Raw genomic sequence first — 17,383 nt, forward strand, 5'->3', positions numbered from 1 at the left:
TGAAGAGTGTCTTGTCTAAATTGATGATTAATTTTTGCTGCATCTGTCATACTCATGACTTACGCAAAGGCACTATTTATAGAGTCAAAGTACTATTGGACAATAGTTTTGATCGCTATATATAGCGTATCTGCGTAAGTCCTAATACTAATATTTCCACCACGCGATCGCCTGGAAATAGCAGCAATAATTTCTACCTGGGTAATAGCAGCAATAAATATTTGATTATCCAAAGCAGGATTGAACAAACCTAAAACCCAAGTAGAACCAATTTCACTGATATAACCCTTGACTAATGCACTACTATTTAAAAAGTAGATTGCCATTTAACGACGTTCCTCAATAATTGTTTCAGAAATAGGTTTTCCCTCTATTTGAACCAGTTGTCGTTCAGTTATTGGTTTATAAGATGGAGTTTTAATTTTCTTGATAATCCCAGAATTTATTAAAGATTTATGAAAAGCATCTTGTGGATCTAATCCATTTCTTTTAGTTAGGTATTGTTTAATTTTTTGATTAAGTTGTTGCAGTTCTTCTGGCTCAAGCATCTCAAGTTGATTTATAATTTGTGTAAGGATTGCTTGTGTCATAACCTACCCGTTTTTTTAGCTAATTTTTCTTCTATTATACTAAGTATGATAAATGTTTGTTACAAATGCTAGGAACGTTGAATACAACGTCTCTAGGTCAGAGGAAAGAAAGTATTGGGAAAAAACTGGCCTTGACCTAGAGAGTATATATTTATTAGAAATAAACTATAAATAAAGGATATTTACCATGAATGATTCAAAGAACAAATTTTTATTATCTATGTTACTAGCAATCAGAGAATTAGACGAATTAGATACTCCCTTAAATTCCCAGGAAAAAAACAATCTTTATATTTTTGCTGGGCAATTAAAGGCTGATATCACTGCTTGGGAAATATCTATTAAGCCTAATTTAATAGAACTAATTCACAATAACCCATGTTTAAATGCAGTTTTTCAAGACATTAAATCCAAATTAGAAAAAATTGATAATATTCCCGAAAACTTAATTCCCAGTCAAGATGAATTAGCAACAGTTATCCAGACTAAAATTGAACCACCTCAACGTCCTATTATCAAACTTGATGCTTCAGATTTAAAAAGTAACGAAATTACAAATATGTCTATTCAGATTATCTCATCACCAGAGCCATCAAAAACAGCTAAAAAAATTAGTAAGCTTGAGCAGTTATTAAATTTTATTTTTCCAAATCGGTCAGAGAATAAATAAACCATAATTATAAAATTTTTCAGCTTTTGTGTAGATTGGGTCAAGGGGGAATAATTATATTAATTAACACGATATTATAGCTATCTACTGAACCCACCAATCATTCTTTTCAACTAAGTAGGTAGGCACGAATAAACGTCACTATGTAACTAAATATTTATGTAGTCGAAACTCTTGAGATTGCTTCTTTCCACTCCGTTACAATCGCAATGACGTAGTTTTCATTAATTGATAATTGATAATGGATAATTGATAATTACCTCTGGTTAAAACCGTTACGGAATTGAATATAAGGAAATATTATTTCTTCTCTTGGTCGATTGGATATGGCGAGGGGACCTCGCCATCCCTCGACCGCTTTTTCCCCGATCAAGGGGAGGCTTTAAACCAGAATTATTTAATAATTAATAATTAATAATTAATAATTCGGTAAATTTTCCTTCCTACATACTTATATTAATAACGTAAGCATTCAGCTATTAGCTGTCAGCTCTCAGCTCTCCATAAGGGGATGTTAATGAATATAGATTTTAAAGCCAGCTTTGATAGTCAGATTTAAATCTGACTCAATTAGTAAAACTTTTATCTAAAACTAAAAGCAATAGCTGATGGCTGATAGCTGACGGCTGAATGCTTACTTAATAACTAACTATTAACTGATAACTGAAATGACCGATATTATTAATCCTACGATTGACTTATTTCTCTATGACCTGAAAAACAGTCTCGGTGATGATGAAAAAGACATAGACCAAAAACGTCAATATTTTTATCAAAAATTGCATGAAACTGTTCGGGAAAAATTAAAACAAGACGGACAATATAACGACCAAAAACAAAACCTAGAAGTAGAATATCTTCACCTTCTTAAATCTATTTATGCTCCCTTATATCCTGATACTTCCCTAGAAAATGGTTATTACTATCCAGTGCAACTCGGAGACAGTTACGGATTATTATTAGAAGTAGCTAAACCCGACAAACAACTGCCCGAACATTTTGCCGAATTAAGAACAAAAATCAAACAAAAATTAGGAGAAAATATAGCCACATTAGGTCAGACCTGGATGCTATCTACCTACCTACCCAACTCCTCAGAAAAAACCCCAGAAGAAATAGAAAAAATTGCCCAAGAATGTTACAAAGTAATTTTTCCTGATATAGAAGAAATAGAGTTTGACAGTGAAGGTGAATTTATTGGAGCAGCAATTTTTGAATATTCTGACAAGAGTTTAAAACAAGAGATAGTCAAACTAGAAGATAAAGAAATTTTTACTGTTGTTCAAACTCAACATATTATTATTGCCATCTATCCAGACCAAGAAACATTCCAGAAATTAGCCGAATTCTATGCAGACTGGATGCGCTTATTTTATTACCACCACAAAATTATTTGGGCTTACGGTCAAAGCCGCATTTTAACAAATCAAACTAAAGAAAAATTTCGTAAAATTCAGACAATAACTGAATCTATAGAAGAAAATATTACTCAAGAGAATGCCAAAATTAATAAGTTGCAAAAAATTAGCGATATCCTGAGTAAAGTTCAAGTTATTATCAAGCAATACACCAGCAATCTCAATAATCTCAAATTTCAACAAGGTGCCATAGAAATTAACTTAAATAATTACGATAAAAGATTAGAAACCCTTACTAAGAGAGCCACAAAAAAAGTAGTATATAATCAAACTAACATCAATTTTTTAGAAAATTTTAGTCAATTAGTACACGAAAAATATATCTTGCAAATCACAAAAGATTTAGAAAGTTTTGAGCTAGGACTGAGATTATTAGAAGATAATATTAATGCTATCAACACTCAAATAGAAACAGAAAAAGCTAAGAGCGATCGCGACTTTCAAGAATTCATTGCGGTATTAGGTTCAGGAGTAGCTTTTGCTAGTTTAGCGGGTTTTAATGTAATAGCAGAATGTAAATCTATGTTTGCTAACAACTTTTTTCTTTGTCAAAGTACACTATTGTACAAATTTATATTAGTGATTATTGGCAGTTTCTTAGCTTGGTTTGTCAGAAGATATATATTAAAGCGGCCTTAACGAAGTCAGAAGTCAGAAGTCAGAAGTTAGAAGTTAGAAGTTAACCCACCCCTAACCCCGACCGTGGAGGGGAGGGGAAGTAGGGGATACGTGAGTAACTCTCCAAAAATATTTCGCCTTAAAAGGCGGGGTTTTAGACCCAATTATGTTGATAAATAAATTAGTTTGCTTTTAATCAATTATTCTTCGTACAAAAGACATCTCCTATAATAAAAAATTAAATCAATTATCACACTCTTATTCATCAATTCTTTCCCCCTATTTCCTACTCCCTAATCCCTATTCCCTCTTTTATGTAGATGTCTAGAAGTCAGAGTAGTATGGAAAATTTATTCCTTCAGGGATATTTGGTTTAACTATTGCAGGATGGCAGAAATAACTGACCAGTTACAAAATACTAAAACAATTACAAATCAAAAATGATTGACTTTGAAATGCATGACTTTTAAGTTCCACGTAGCCGCACTATGTCTACCTATTTATTCTCTTATTCTTTACTTTTTCTCAGCAAAAACTCATTTAAAAGTGTTTTAAATAAAAATATATAACTAAATAAATTTTCACAAGATATAAATTATACTTTGTGAAAATTTCCTTAATATGTGTCGTCTTCAGCTTAATTATTTGGTAGATATAATGAATTGGGAAAAATTTGAACAAGATTTATCTATGACCAAAAAATAAAGTCTGAATCATCCCCTTTCAAGGGGATGAAAAAAGCGGTCGAGGGATGGATGGGTTTCCTAACCATATCCAATCGACCAAGAGAAAATAAAGTTCAATATTTCAAACCTCTAACTTTAACTAGAGGTACTGATAACTGATAACTGATAACTGATAACTGATAACTGAAATGACCGATACAACTACAAATGAAAAATTGACTGCTAACTATAATATTGAAAATGCAGTTTTAGAACGTTATCAAGCAGGCGCTCAACAAGTACAACCAACTCTATGTTGTCCGACTGAATATGAGGAAAATTATCTAGATATTTTGCCTCAAGAAATTATTCAAAAAGATTATGGTTGTGGCGACCCTACTCGTTATATTTATCCAGGAGAAACAGTTGTAGATTTAGGTTCGGGTGTTGGAAAAAATTGCTATATTATTGCTCAAAAGGTTGGTGCTGAAGGGCAAGTAATAGGAGTAGATTTTAATGATGATATGTTAGGATTAGCTCGAAAATATCAAGATGAAATAGCTGCTAAAATTGGATACAAAAATACTAAATTTGTCAAAGGAAAAATTCAGGATTTAGCCCTTGACTTAGACATAGTTGAACAGTGGCTAATGGCAAATCCAATTACTTCTATTGATGCTCTAGCAGCTTTTGAATCAGAATGTAATGCTCTCCGCAAGGAACAACCTTTAATTCCAGATAATAGTGTTGATGTAGTAATTTCTAATTGTGTATTGAATTTAGTTCGCCCTCAAGATAAAGAAAAACTATTTAGTGAAATTTATAGAGTTTTAAAGCGAGGTGGTAGAGCAGTTATTTCTGACATTGTCTGCGATGAAGACCCCACTCCAGGCATTATTAATGACCCGGAATTATGGAGTGGTTGTATTGCTGGAGCATTTCGAGAAGATGTTTTTCTGAGAATGTTTGAAGAGGCTGGTTTTTACGGAGTTGAAATTCTCAAACGTCAAGAAAAACCATGGCAAGTAATAGATGGAATTGAATTTAATTCTGTGACAGTTCGTGCTTTTAAAGGAAAAGAAGGAGAATGTTTAGAAAAGAATCAGGCTGTAATTTACAAAGGTCCTTGGAAAAAGGTAGTTGATGATGATGGTCATACTTTGCATAGAGGTCAAAGAATGGCTGTTTGTGATAAAACTTTCAAAATTTATACAGACCAAAATGGTCCTTATCATCAGGATTTTTTGTCTGTTGAACCTTATACAGATATTCCATTAAGTTCAGCAAAAAAATTTAATTGCCGACGTTCTAAAAATAGGCATCCGAAGGAAACTAAAGGTTTAGATTATCGAATTACAAGTATTAATGATAATACTGACTGTTGTAGTCCTTAAGATGTAAGCATTTCCTAGGTCATGCTGCGCAAACAGCCATCAGCTATCAGCTATTTATGGGAGTAGATAGATTTGTTTTTGAAGTGAGAAGATGATTTTTTCATCACTAATTAAAGGGATATGCTATTAATGCTCTGACTTTAAATACAGTAGAAACGAGAGACTAATTTCTACTGTATTTTTTTGTATAGCAGAAGGAGGAAAGAAGAAGGAAGAAGGAAGAAGGAAAAATCTGGCATTGTCTGATACCAAATTCAAAAAAGGTCGCTACAGTATTAATCTCAAAACTCCTACCAACAGAATAAAGCACTGTAACAGTATTTTTTGAAAATGGTATGAGTTTTCAGCTTTTGATATACCTTCACCTTTTTTTCGACTGCTATAAATAATCATTTAGGATTACTATTAAACCTACATTCGACTCACTTTTTTGATAATTGTTTAGCTATTTAGTATTAATTATTCTTATGTTTATTTATCTGTAGGGACGTTCCATGGAACGTCCCTACCCACTTCCCCTCCCAGGAGCAGTAGGGGTGGGTCTCCCACTCAATAAAATGTAGAAAAATTTTTGAGAAATGGTATTACTTCTTCTCTCTTCTCTCTTCCTTCTTCCTTCTTCTCTCTTCCTTCTTCTCTCTTCCTTCTTCCTTCTTCCCTCTTCCTTCTTCTCTCTTCCTTCTTCTCTCTTCCCTCTTCCTTCTTCTAATCAGTTATGATAAGATGTCATAGCTATATCCAGTTCTACAAACCTACAATTCCATAAATTTTGAGGCTGTGAGCTATTACCAATTACCAATTACCCATCAATTAATAAAATGCCTAAATCAAATTTTCAACCTTTAGATAATTATTCAGTTGAGTCAGAAGAAAATAAAAACGACCAAAATGATGAAATGGAAGTCATAGAATCTTATAATCCTGAAACTAAGGTAATGCTGGAGCGGTTTATTTTAGTATTAGTAGCAATTGGATTAATCGCAGGAGCAATTTTATCGGTTGGAGTTGTTTATATTCTTGATAAAACTGGATTTACAACTCCCCCCAGTCAACAACAAATAGATTTAGGAAACTAAAAAGGGACTGCTCTGAGGTAATTAATAATTAATAATTAATAATTAATAATTAATAATTAATAATTAGGGCTTGCTGATTAAATATCAAAGCATTGACTGATATTGGTTGTATAATTTTTTGATCTAAAAAAGTGTCAGCTTTTAGGTGAAAATAGCTACATAAAGCTAGTATTTTGGGAAAATTATGGCAGAAAAATTAAGGGAAAATTTTTTCGACTACCTTCTCTATAATTCCCATTTATCCTGACTCCTGACTCCTGACTCCTGACTCCTACCCCTATCAAAATACTTTCCATACGCAAACCCTAATTATTAATTGTTGAACTATGTGATAATATCTAATTACCTAATAATATTTAAGGATTTAATTATGACAGATTCTCAACAATTCCCTGTAGATGAAAAATTTGTGCCTTTTCTTCAGAAAGTTCAAACTCAAGCAGGATTACCAGATATTTATGATGCTAGAGATATTAGTGTTATTGTCTTTCGTACAATGCGCGATTTAATGACAACAGAAGCATCTAATCAGGTAGCTTCAGATTTAAGTTCCGGTAGTGAAAAACCAGACCCAGATGAAATAGCAGAACTTTGGAAAGATAATAATCCACTTGTTGCTTTTCTGAGTAAAATTCGACCACCACTTACATTTGATGGTGATACTTTTATTTTCCGAATTAATCAAGAATCAGGTGTTCCTAAAGGAGTAGCACCGGAAACTGTAATTAAAGCTGTTTTTTCTGCAACAAAGGAAGAACTATCTCCAGAAAGAATTCAAGAAATAGCTAGTTTTATGCCAGATAAAGTTAAGGTTATGTGGAACGAAGCTTAGGAAATTAATATTTTTTCTGCTCTTTAACATAACTAGGTTTTTTAGTGCCTAATTTTTTAGGCAAGGAGGAATAAAGAAGGAATAGAAAATCTTTTTTGGGATTTTCAGCACTACTATAGTTATCCTAGATAGAATATGAACATTAGCTACATATCAAGAGAAGTAATCCTCAGTATTTAGATAACTAAAATTTGTTCAAAATCTATTTAGGACAGCTATATATAATAATCTTCATGTTGCATAAGGAAGAAGGAAGAAGGAAGAAGGAAGAAGGAAGAAGGAAGAAGGAAGAAGTAATATTTTTACTTTCTCTGAGCTTTAAGCTTTCTATCTGTCCCCGCCTTTTTCTTAGACTGCTATCAATACTAGAATTAAATTGAATTTTATACTCAACCAAAACGAAATCCTGTTAATTACCGAATTATTAATTATTAATAACTAATAATTAAATAATTCGCGCCTTGAAGCCTCCCCTTGATCGGGAAAAAGCGGTCGAGGGATGGATGGGTTTCCTAACCATATCCAATCGACCAAGAGAAGAAATAATATTTCCTTATATTCAATTCCGTAGCGGTTTTAACCAGAGGTAATTATCAATTATCCATTATCAATTATCAATTAATGAAAAATACTATCCTTTCTATAAAATAATTTTTGATATTTTGACTCAGTTATCAGTTGTATAATATTCGTCTCATAATTTGCTTTTTTGTCAACTCCTGACTTCCTAACTTAAAATACAGGTACTTATAGCTCCTCCCCTATTTCTTAATTATTTCTCAGGTTAGATTCAGTTTACTTAGATTTAATTATAAATGTCTAAATGTATTGATTTTTGTCAAACATCCTAAGCATCCAGCAGTCAGCCATAAGCTATGTGGTATAAACTCATTATCATACTAGAAGGGAATTATCCACCAAGGAGAATTAAAGTTCATTAATTAAATTGCCCATAACCTAACCTCAGTTATTGTTTGAATATTTTCATGCATCTGATTGCTGTTTGCGGAGCATGACAAACGGAAATGCGAGCTAGCTGAATGCTTACCAAACATCACTATTTTCATAAATTTGCCATTACTGCTATATCTAAGTGTAGAAATAACTACTGGTTGTTTCCTCAACTCTAATTCAACTATTAAATAAAATACTAATACAAGTGGAGCGATCGCCCAAAATTCTTACCCTAGTAAAAATTTCTGTACTGGTCATTTCAGTTAGCCTCCTGTGGTCGGAGCTACGCTAACAGTTAGCCTCCTCCGGAGGAACTGCGGACTTCAGTACCTCTTGCAATAAGGAGGCTTGACATAAAGACTATTCTCTTTCTTTTAGTCGATTGGATATGGTTAGGAAACCCATCCATCCCACCCAACGGGTGCGCTCCGCTTTTTCCGTTTGTCATGCTCCGCAAACATGTCGCGTAGCGTTAACATAGTTATGCGCCAGCAAAACGACCGCTTTTATCCCCTTAAAAGGGAGGCGCATACCCACAATTTTTCAGTAAAAGTAAAATTATTATTATCAAGTTATAAAAATGGTTAATACAGCTTTTGAACCTTTCAAAGTCAAACTTAATAAAACCCTAACCAAGAAAAAAATTACTGTTTTACAAATTAATCTTGGCAAACGTTGTAATCTTGCCTGTACCCATTGCCATGTCGAAGCAAGTCCGAAACGAACAGAAGAACTTTCCCCAGAAATATGCGAACAATTAATTGAACTAATTAATAAATTTCCTCAAATTCAAACAGTTGACTTGACCGGCGGTGCCCGGAAATGAACTATGGATTTAAACAATTAGTTGAAGCTGCTAGAGCAAAGAAAAAAGAAGTGATTGTTCGTTCTAATTTAACGATTTATTTTGTTAAAGGATTTACAGATATTCCAGAATATTGCGCTGAAAATCAACTGAGAATTGTTGCATCATTGCCTTGTTATTTAGAAGATAATGTCGATAAAATTCGAGGTTATGGCGTGTATAGTGAATCAATTAAAGCATTGCAATGGTTAAACAAATTAGGATATGGAAAAGATCAAAACCTGGTCTTAGATTTAGTTTATAATCCTCCCGTTCCAAATCAAAATCAATTTACCCTTCCTCCTAATCAAAAAATCTAGAAGAAGATTATAAAAAATATTTAAAGAACATTTTAATATCAACTTCAACCAACTGTTTACAATTACCAACTTACCCATAGGTAGAACTAAACTATATCTTCAAAATAGAAAAATATATCAGCCTTATCTAGATTTTTAGAGTCAAATTTTAACTCTGAGACTGTAGAAAATTTAATGTGTCGAAATGAGTTATCAATTGATTATTTAGGTAATGTCTATGACTGTGACTTTAATCAGATGGAAAATATCCCAGCTCAAACTAACAAAATTGAAAAAATCACAGTAGCTAAGTTATTAGAAGCTAATAGTTTAGACATAATTGAACAAGTGCAAACAGCAAATTATTGTTACGGTTGTACCGCAGGTTGTGGCTCTAGTTGCAGTGGGTCATTAATATAACAGGACTTACGCAAAACCACCACATATAGTAGGGGCGTTAACGATAGTTATGCGCAAGCTTTCGGCCGTTTGCTGACGCATAGCTGACGAATGGCGTTCCTACAGATGGTGTATAATTTCCTTTTTTGCGTAAGTCCTGATAACTTAGAGCTATTGATATTCTCCTGGCTCAAGCACAGGGGATTCTTAAGCAATCCAAAACAGGATTCTCAAAGGCACGATCAAACTGCCTCTACTGACTTCTTTAAGGGAAAACCCTAAAGTTGCCACTACTTTTTTGAGGATATTAGCTGCGCCATTACAATCGGCATTAACTAACAAACCCTTTTGAGTTTGATAGAGTCCTCGTTGTCTTGATGCAGTCGCTCATGGGGAAACCCCCTTTTGCGGCGCTGCATCGCTTAATTCGCTTGCCTGATGGCTTCCTGCTTCCGGGTTTTTCACGCCTTGTTTGGCAAGAAGTCATCATCTAAAAAGCTAGCTTGTGAGGTATACGATTCTTCAGTTTCAATAAACTCTATGCCGTATAATTCGCATAACTGAATAATTCGTTCTTTGAGTTTAGTCGTGGGGATTTGTACAAACTTTTGGTTGTTTTTTGCACCGATATTAATACTATCTTTTTGTCGTTTATTCCAACCAAAAACTATTCGACCAATTCCATATTTAAGGCAATGATTAATCACCAATCTTGCTGCTTTGTTAATAGCATCACGCACTTGTCTATTACGTTTTTCAGTTATGTGCGCTAATTTATTTGACCAAAATCCTTGGGGTTTATTATCTTTAATTGTAGCTATTTGTTTGTTGTACCAACCCTCCCCTATCCCTCCTGGGAGGGGAACTAAAGGGGTGGGTGGGAGGGGAACTAAAGGGGTGGGTGGGAGGGGAACTAAAGGGGTGGGTGTTTACCATCAATGATCAAACTTGTACCTACATTAGAGACACAACTTAACCAATTCAGGACTTACGCAGAGACTCTATATATAGAGAGGGCGAATGCCATTCGCCCCTACAGATGGTGGTTTGACAGTCAATTTGCGTAAGTCCTGCAATTATCAACTCCGTGGTCTATCCCTATAACTTTGGCTCGATCTAGCTGAGGTCGATCGGCTTTTAACTTATAAACCCATTCAACATAAAAACAGAAGTTACGAGGTAAAATTCTAATTTCTCTAATTTCTTTAAACTCAAAATTACTTAGGAAATCTAAGAGAAAACTATCAACTTTAAATGCTGCTTTAACCTTTCTTCCCAGAGGTACTTTAACTTGACCATTTTCCAGCTTTAAAGCTTGCGCACGGATAAGTTATTACCCCCATTCCTCCCTTTTTGCGATATTTTCGTAGTTGAGGTTTATCAGTTATATCATGTCCGGTAGCATCGGTATTGTATAGCAAGAGTAGGGAACACCGGAGCTGGGAACAGGGAACAGTCAGGAATACCTAAGAGCAAGAAAAAAACTTAAATTTCTTGTAGATATTCACCTTTGGGTTTACACAAACGCGCCCCAGCGGACATGATATTAATTCTCCTTTGAAATACTTCTGAGAAAGTGCTTGATAAGACTTAAATTATTCTGCTACACCTCTAAGAGTTTGTTGTGCTGCTTGAGAATACAAAAACTGATAATTACTATTGGACTTTCACTTCTTTTCTAAGTTATATTTTCCCGGAATATTACCCAACTTAAAATACCATTGCCTAGCCAAATAAATCCCACAATTAATGAGTTTATTTGCTGTATTACATAAGTATTCTAAAAACGGTATAATTCCCGAAATTTTAATTAACTATTGCTGACATCCATACATCTTTATCACCTCCTTTAATAGGATAAAATTAAAGAATAGAAAATGACAAATTTTTAAGGCGATTAAAATCCCCCATTCGTTTTTCATCCACGCTTTAAAAAGACGTGGTTTTCAAACTATCGTCCATCTTTCGTAAAAAATATATATCTCCGGAAAAGAGCGAGTAGTGACTAGGGACTAGGGGAAAAAATTGATAATTTCTGTGCGATAATTTATTTTATTTCTTATGACCGCCAGATGTCTAATATAGTTGAAATTCATCCCCAAGCTACTACTAAAGGATTAATTTAAAGGTGTTTAATTTCCAGATATCCCAAATCTATGATAATATATAGTTAGCAACACTATACATTACTAACTGACATACAAAGCTCGTAAATTATTACTAAAACAAATGCTAGAAACATCACTAAACTTATCCCCTACTTCTATGGCAGCAAGCTTTCAGGCACTTTCTGACCCATTACGAATTAAAATATTAGAACTGTTGCGTACACAAGAACTATGTGTATGTGATATATGCGATCGCCTTCAAGTTTCTCAGTCCAAACTGTCTTTTCATCTCAAAAATCTTAAAGAAGCTTCTTTAGTTAAAAGTCGCCAGGATGGTCGTTGGATATATTACAGTCTTAATTTATCTCAATTTGAAAGTTTAGAAAAGTACCTATCAGAATATCAAAAAATTAGCCCCTTACCAGCTAACCTTTGTGTCGATAATGATTAACTGAAATGATCAGGCATTTCAGTTATCAGTTAGCCTCCTCCGGAGGAGCTACGCTAACAGTACCTCTGCAATAAGGAGGCTTGACATAAGGAATATTCTCTTTTTTTATCCTCTTAAAACAGGAGGCTCATATACCACAATTTCTGGCGTTGCACAGTGACAAATGATTTGAGATTTTTGATGAACAGGATTTTGGATTTGAGAATTGGTAGAATGATTAATTAATGGTTTTTAGTCAAAATATAAAGCAATTTTTGCATTATCATTCCATAATGTGCAACCCCCAATTTCTCGGTAAAGATATCTAGCAGCCAATCTAAAAATCAGGGTAATACTAATATCATCTCCCCTTAATTAACAATCCAAAAAACTCTATCCTCTCCTCATTTTACCTTCTCTGTTTTCCTTGTTTCCCAATATCTATACTAAGTATCATACATTAAAAAAAATTGATGATTTTGCTCTACTTCCTCCTTTCATAAACAATAATCTTAAGTAAATCAAATTTAGTATTACCGAATAATTCACTCTATAGCACTATAGTTTATAAAATAGGGCGTTGGTGAAAAGAGGTATGATATCTTGTCCGTATAAGAGCGCGAACAAAAAACTTTCCCCTTCTACTACTATTTCTTCTTCTTTGTTTCCTTTCCTCCTGAGGAGGTCCTCCCCCTCCTGGGAGGCAAGGCTAATTCTTTGTCCTCAGAGAATATTCATCAGAAATACATTTAATTGTGCAAATATACAAATCTCTCCATCTCCCCACATTCCCCTCCTGGGAAGGGTTAGGGGTTGGTCCCCCATTTCCCCATCTCCCCATCTCCCCATCTCCCCATTTCCCCATCTCCCCATCTCCCCATCTCCCCATCTCCCCATCTCCCCATCTCCCCATCTCCCCGTCAATTTTTCTAAGCGTGACAATAAATTGACCCTGCCTCCTGGGAAGGGTGCGCGGGTGGGTTGACTCTAAATAATTAAGATTAATATCATACATGCACTTCACCAACACCTAAAATAGATATCTAGACTATATTTTATTATTCCAAATAATGACTAACCAACAAATAGAACGAAACATTAGACTGTTGCTCGAAACTCGCGAATGTCCAAATTGTTACTTAGAAGGAGCCAGACTCGGAGGCGTAAATTTAGGTGGAGTTAACCTGGTAGAAGCAAAATTACCAGTAGCTAATCTAGCAGGGGCAAAGTTAGGAGGAGCTAATCTGGGAGGAGCTAACCTAGCAGGAGCTTACTTAGGAGGAGCTTATCTGGGAGGAGCTAACTTAGGAGGAGCTTACTTGGAAGGTGCAAATTTAGAAGGTGCTTATCTAGCAGGAGCTAACTTAGGAGGAGCTTACTTGGAAGGAGCAAATTTAGCAGGAGCAAATTTAGAAGGTGCAAATTTAGGAGGAGCCAGCCTTGAAGGAGCTAGTATAGAAGGGGCGCTCCTTAGCGGTGCAATTATGCCAGATGGCACAAGACATAAGTAAGTGAAATTAGGTGAAGTTTAGTAATTCCCACGCTTTTTTCTGTTTAAGTTGAGCAAGGGTGTGGAGAATACTTGCTTCATCGTGACATACTCCCACACTAACCACGAAGGTATAGCGTGGGCTTCTCGCTTCATAGTCCTGCCATTGCGTGGGACGCTACGAGCTTTAAGGACGGGATGCCCCGCCGCCCTTTTTGCCAATAAAAAAGCTGCTCACCTAGCGCCGCAATCAGATTTTACATTCCCAACGGATTACTAGGATTTCTGGGATATAACCCCATATCTTATTTTATTTTCATGGTTCATCACTGGCGGTTGTTAACTCAAACCAGCTTGAGTCTATCATAACATAAAATTTGTAAATTAATGGGACATCGAGTCCCATTAATTTACCGTCGATTCATCTCACACCAAATTTTCAATTATGGTGTGAGGCTTCTCGACGCTCTAGCTAAATCTAATCAGGATGAATGGCCATCAAAATTATGCATCCTATACGTTTTGTTAAGTGGATATATAAAAAAGTCCATTCTTACGGAATCCCAACATCAGCAATTTTAGCTTCTGGTGCAGCAATTCTGAGTTTATTATTTTTCAGGTACTTAGGAGCATTGCAGCGACTAGAGCTAGTTATATTTGATGGAATGGTACGTCTGAGGCCCGAGCGAATCTCTGACTCTAGATTATTAATAGTGGAACTTACTGAAGAAGATATACAGTATTTGGGACAGTGGCCAATATCCGACAGAAATTTAGCAGATGTTTTAGCTTCTCTACAAGAGCATGAACCTTCAGTAATAGGTGTAGATATATACCGAAATGTCCCTAAAGATTCCGGTTATACAGAATTAGTAGAACAACTACAGAAACCGAATGTTTTTGGGATTACTTTTATTGCCAATCAATCTATGAGTACAATATTGCCACCTCCTAGTATCCCAAAGGAAAGAATTGGCTTTAATAATATTCCTCTTGACCCAGATGGTGTAGTTCGTCGCTATTCATTTTTTATTAATAATGATGAGGAAACAATGGTGGCATTTGCCTTACATTTAGCCCTCGCTTATCTCCAAGAATATGAAATATTTCCTCAGATAACTGAAAATAACGAATATCAATTAGGTGACGCATTATTTAAAAAATTACAACCAAACTCTGGAGGATATCAACAAATTGATGCTCAGGGATATCCAATTTTAATTAATTATCGTAATTCTCAATCTATAGCTCCAAAAATTACAATCAAAGATGTTTTGTTAGGTAATTTTGACCCCGAATTAGTTAAAAATAAAGTTGTTTTGATTGGTAATACAGCTTCTAGTAGCAACGACTTTTTTCTTACTCCTTACAGTTTTGCTCAGTTAAATTTCTTAAATTCAAAGATGTCAGGACTAGAGATTCATGCCCAAGCTACCAGTCAAATTCTTAGTGCAGTTCTTGACGGTCAAAAGCTATTTTGGTACTGGGATGAATCAACGGAAATACTATGGATTTTCAGTTGGTCAATAGTCGGTGGTAGTATTGCTTGGTATACCAGACGACCTTTAACTTTACTGTTAATTAATGTTCTAGCTTTAGGAGTTTTAATAGTTATTAGTTATGGAATTTTTATCAAGATGGGATGGATACCTGTAGCAGCACCAACATTAGGAATAGTTATGACAAGTGGGGTAGTAATAGTCTACAAAATTCAGGAATCATGGCAACAACAAAATATGGTGATGAAATTATTAGGTCAACAAACTTCTCCAGAGATTGCTCAAGCTCTTTGGCAGGAACGTTCATATCTGATTAATAGTGGGATTTTACCTCCAAAAACAGTTACAGCAACAATTTTATTTACTGACCTAAAAAACTTTAGCAGTATCTCCGAAAAAAAAACTTCAGAAGCTTTGATGAATTGGTTGAATGAATATCTGAGTGCCATGACAGATATTGTCATAAATCATCACGGAATAGTCAACAAATTTACTGGAGATGGAGTTATAGCAGTATTTGGAATACCAGTACCTCGTACCAGTGTTAAAGAGATTGCTATAGATGCACAAAATGCAGTTAATTGTGCTTTAGCAATGGGTAAACATCTATCACAATTAAATCAAAAATGGCAACAACAAAATTCTCCAGAATTAAAAATGCGTGTAGGAATTTATACCGGAACTGTTACAGTTGGTAGTTTAGGTGGAAAAAATCGCTTAGAATATGGAGTAATTGGCGACGGAGTCAATATTGCTTCTCGCTTAGAAAGTTTTGATAAAGACCGTCATCCAGGAATTTGTCGAGTTTTGATTGCTCAAGAAACTTTGGAATATTTAGATAAAAGATTTTCAGTAGAACCCTGGGGTAATTTAAATTTAAAAGGAAAAAATACCAGTAAATGTATACTTAGTTACTGGGAAAAACTATTTTTAAATTAACCATAAACAACAAATAATTTGAAATTTTGACTCCCGATCAATTTGGCTATTTTTCTACAAGCACAAAAATATATTCAACTATTTATCAACACTCTAGTGCAGGATTGCATAAGTAAGTATATGGTTAGAAATAAATGTAATGTACTGCATCAGAACTAGGAAAATTTGGGAGTAATACCACTTTGAAAAAAGAATGCTACAAAAAGTTATTTCTCGATCGGATAGGCTTAAAAATAGCTGCTCCAGTTCATTTTAGATAGTTATCTCTATAGTTTGTTTTTCCCTTTTTTTCAATATTAACCCCTTCAGGACTTACGCAAAGACACTATGTATAGAGTACAGTAACTATTGGACAATAGTTACAAGTACTATATAGCGTATCTGCGTAAGTCCTAGCCTTCTTCCTTCTTGCTTCTTTCTTCTAACCGAAAATTTTTAGTCTCAAGCCTCCCCTTTTAAGCTATCCCTGATAAGGAACTCCTGAAACCTTGATGGGAGGATGGGGAGGTGTGGGGAGCGTGAGGAGTAAGAATATTCAAAAAAACGTCTAATTCAATACACTTTTCTGAGGAAAAAGCCTCTCAAATGACTTACACATAACTTCTCACTAATGTCCGCGTTTTATGTTAAGAAAGATGTTTATAAAGCATAGCCTTTTAAGGGGATAAAAAAGCGGTCGAGAGATGGCGCAATTCGGAGCGGCTCTGATAAGAGCGGGTCTCCTCGCCATATCTAATCTACCAAGAGAAGAGAATATTCCTTATGTCAAGCCTCCTTATTACAGAGGTACTGAAGGGCGCAGTTCCTCCGGAGGAGGCTAATTGATAACTGAAGGGCGCAGTTCTTCCGGAGGAGGCTAACTGATAACTGAAATGACCTAGAGAAGTTATATATAACATCCCTAGCATTTGTAACAAACATTTATCAAAATGGTATAAATTGTCAGAAAAACAATCTTAACTATGGGATTGTTTTCCTAGGTCACTGTGCAAACGTACCTCGCTTCGGACATTTTAGACTTAATTTCAGCACCTACTTGACTAATTAGTTAAAATCAGGTTAAAAAGTTACTTCTGCAAGCTTTTTTCCCTTCTGCTTCCTGTCTTATGCCTTCTTGCACTAGCTACTGACACAATTCGTAAATGAATAAACTATAATA

13 protein-coding genes and 1 pseudogene are annotated in these 17,383 nt (G+C 34.8%); 10 read left to right on the forward strand and 4 right to left on the reverse strand.

Features of this window, described 5'->3' with window-relative positions; all coding sequences use genetic code 11:
* Positions 1-92: 92 nt before the first annotated feature.
* Positions 93-326, reverse strand: coding sequence for a type II toxin-antitoxin system VapC family toxin (locus tag SAGCYANO_RS12300; protein WP_202220346.1), 234 nt, complete (start codon positions 324-326; stop codon positions 93-95).
* Entirely contained in the window at positions 327-590 is a 264-nt protein-coding gene (locus SAGCYANO_RS12305) for a hypothetical protein (RefSeq protein WP_202220347.1), read from the reverse strand.
* Between the two features lie 187 nt (positions 591-777).
* Here SAGCYANO_RS12305 and SAGCYANO_RS12310 point away from each other — a divergent pair, with 187 nt between their 5' ends.
* From SAGCYANO_RS12310 to arsS, 7 genes and pseudogenes are all read left to right on the forward strand, one after another.
* The gene (locus SAGCYANO_RS12310) at positions 778-1,260 is read left to right on the forward strand and encodes a hypothetical protein (RefSeq protein ID WP_202220348.1); all 483 of its coding nucleotides are present in this window, start codon (positions 778-780) and stop codon (positions 1,258-1,260) included.
* Between the two features lie 668 nt (positions 1,261-1,928).
* Complete coding sequence (locus SAGCYANO_RS12315; RefSeq protein ID WP_202220349.1) at positions 1,929-3,317, forward strand: hypothetical protein; 1,389 nt, start codon at positions 1,929-1,931, stop codon at positions 3,315-3,317.
* 853 nt (positions 3,318-4,170) lie between these two features.
* Positions 4,171-5,355: a methyltransferase domain-containing protein gene (locus SAGCYANO_RS12320; RefSeq protein WP_202220350.1), complete on the forward strand. Its 1,185-nt coding sequence runs from the start codon at positions 4,171-4,173 to the stop codon at positions 5,353-5,355.
* Positions 5,356-6,173: 818 nt separating this feature from the next.
* A complete protein-coding gene (locus tag SAGCYANO_RS12325; protein ID WP_202220351.1) occupies positions 6,174-6,431 on the forward strand; it encodes a hypothetical protein in 258 nt (85 codons plus the stop codon).
* Between the two features lie 370 nt (positions 6,432-6,801).
* On the forward strand, positions 6,802-7,263 hold the full coding sequence (locus tag SAGCYANO_RS12330; protein ID WP_202220352.1) for a DUF2267 domain-containing protein: 462 nt from the start codon (positions 6,802-6,804) through the stop codon (positions 7,261-7,263).
* A 233-nt stretch (positions 7,264-7,496) separates the two neighbouring features.
* Positions 7,497-7,643 carry a hypothetical protein gene (locus SAGCYANO_RS12335; protein WP_237396098.1) on the forward strand — a complete coding sequence of 49 codons (147 nt, stop codon included), beginning with the start codon at positions 7,497-7,499 and terminating at the stop codon, positions 7,641-7,643.
* A gap of 1,154 nt (positions 7,644-8,797) precedes the next feature.
* A pseudogene (gene arsS / locus SAGCYANO_RS12340) lies at positions 8,798-9,780 on the forward strand (arsenosugar biosynthesis radical SAM (seleno)protein ArsS).
* Between the two features lie 440 nt (positions 9,781-10,220).
* On the opposite strand, the gene SAGCYANO_RS12345 reads toward arsS, so the two are convergent.
* A complete protein-coding gene (locus SAGCYANO_RS12345) occupies positions 10,221-10,499 on the reverse strand; it encodes an IS200/IS605 family accessory protein TnpB-related protein (protein ID WP_202220354.1) in 279 nt (92 codons plus the stop codon).
* A gap of 1,489 nt (positions 10,500-11,988) precedes the next feature.
* On the opposite strand from SAGCYANO_RS12345, the gene SAGCYANO_RS12350 reads away from it, so the two are divergent.
* The gene (locus SAGCYANO_RS12350; protein WP_202220355.1) at positions 11,989-12,318 is read left to right on the forward strand and encodes a helix-turn-helix transcriptional regulator; all 330 of its coding nucleotides are present in this window, start codon (positions 11,989-11,991) and stop codon (positions 12,316-12,318) included.
* A gap of 702 nt (positions 12,319-13,020) precedes the next feature.
* Here SAGCYANO_RS12350 and SAGCYANO_RS12355 read toward each other — a convergent pair.
* Entirely contained in the window at positions 13,021-13,239 is a 219-nt protein-coding gene (locus SAGCYANO_RS12355) for a hypothetical protein (RefSeq protein ID WP_202220399.1), read from the reverse strand.
* A gap of 128 nt (positions 13,240-13,367) precedes the next feature.
* Here SAGCYANO_RS12355 and SAGCYANO_RS12360 point away from each other — a divergent pair, with 128 nt between their 5' ends.
* Together SAGCYANO_RS12360 and SAGCYANO_RS12365 are read left to right on the forward strand one after the other, a co-directional pair.
* Entirely contained in the window at positions 13,368-13,808 is a 441-nt protein-coding gene (locus SAGCYANO_RS12360; protein WP_202220356.1) for a pentapeptide repeat-containing protein, read from the forward strand.
* A 469-nt stretch (positions 13,809-14,277) separates the two neighbouring features.
* Positions 14,278-16,224: a CHASE2 domain-containing protein gene (locus SAGCYANO_RS12365; protein ID WP_237396100.1), complete on the forward strand. Its 1,947-nt coding sequence runs from the start codon at positions 14,278-14,280 to the stop codon at positions 16,222-16,224.
* Positions 16,225-17,383: the final 1,159 nt, after the last annotated feature.

Origin of the sequence: Okeania sp. KiyG1, assembly GCF_014132355.1 — a bacterium.
In the GTDB taxonomy this organism is placed as follows: domain Bacteria; phylum Cyanobacteriota; class Cyanobacteriia; order Cyanobacteriales; family Microcoleaceae; genus Okeania.

Bases quoted from the DNA above. Each gene is read 5' to 3' on its own strand.
- SAGCYANO_RS12305 (WP_202220347.1), bottom strand. From the start codon at position 590: ATGACACAAGCAATCCTTACACAAATTATAAATCAACTTGAGATGCTT.
- SAGCYANO_RS12330 (WP_202220352.1), top strand. From the start codon at position 6,802: ATGACAGATTCTCAACAATTCCCTGTAGATGAAAAATTTGTGCCTTTT.
- SAGCYANO_RS12365 (WP_237396100.1), top strand. From the start codon at position 14,278: ATGGCCATCAAAATTATGCATCCTATACGTTTTGTTAAGTGGATATAT.
- SAGCYANO_RS12320 (WP_202220350.1), top strand. From the start codon at position 4,171: ATGACCGATACAACTACAAATGAAAAATTGACTGCTAACTATAATATT.
- SAGCYANO_RS12350 (WP_202220355.1), top strand. From the start codon at position 11,989: ATGCTAGAAACATCACTAAACTTATCCCCTACTTCTATGGCAGCAAGC.
- SAGCYANO_RS12315 (WP_202220349.1), top strand. From the start codon at position 1,929: ATGACCGATATTATTAATCCTACGATTGACTTATTTCTCTATGACCTG.
- SAGCYANO_RS12360 (WP_202220356.1), top strand. From the start codon at position 13,368: ATGACTAACCAACAAATAGAACGAAACATTAGACTGTTGCTCGAAACT.
- SAGCYANO_RS12325 (WP_202220351.1), top strand. From the start codon at position 6,174: ATGCCTAAATCAAATTTTCAACCTTTAGATAATTATTCAGTTGAGTCA.
- SAGCYANO_RS12335 (WP_237396098.1), top strand. From the start codon at position 7,497: ATGTTGCATAAGGAAGAAGGAAGAAGGAAGAAGGAAGAAGGAAGAAGG.
- SAGCYANO_RS12300 (WP_202220346.1), bottom strand. From the start codon at position 326: ATGGCAATCTACTTTTTAAATAGTAGTGCATTAGTCAAGGGTTATATC.
- SAGCYANO_RS12310 (WP_202220348.1), top strand. From the start codon at position 778: ATGAATGATTCAAAGAACAAATTTTTATTATCTATGTTACTAGCAATC.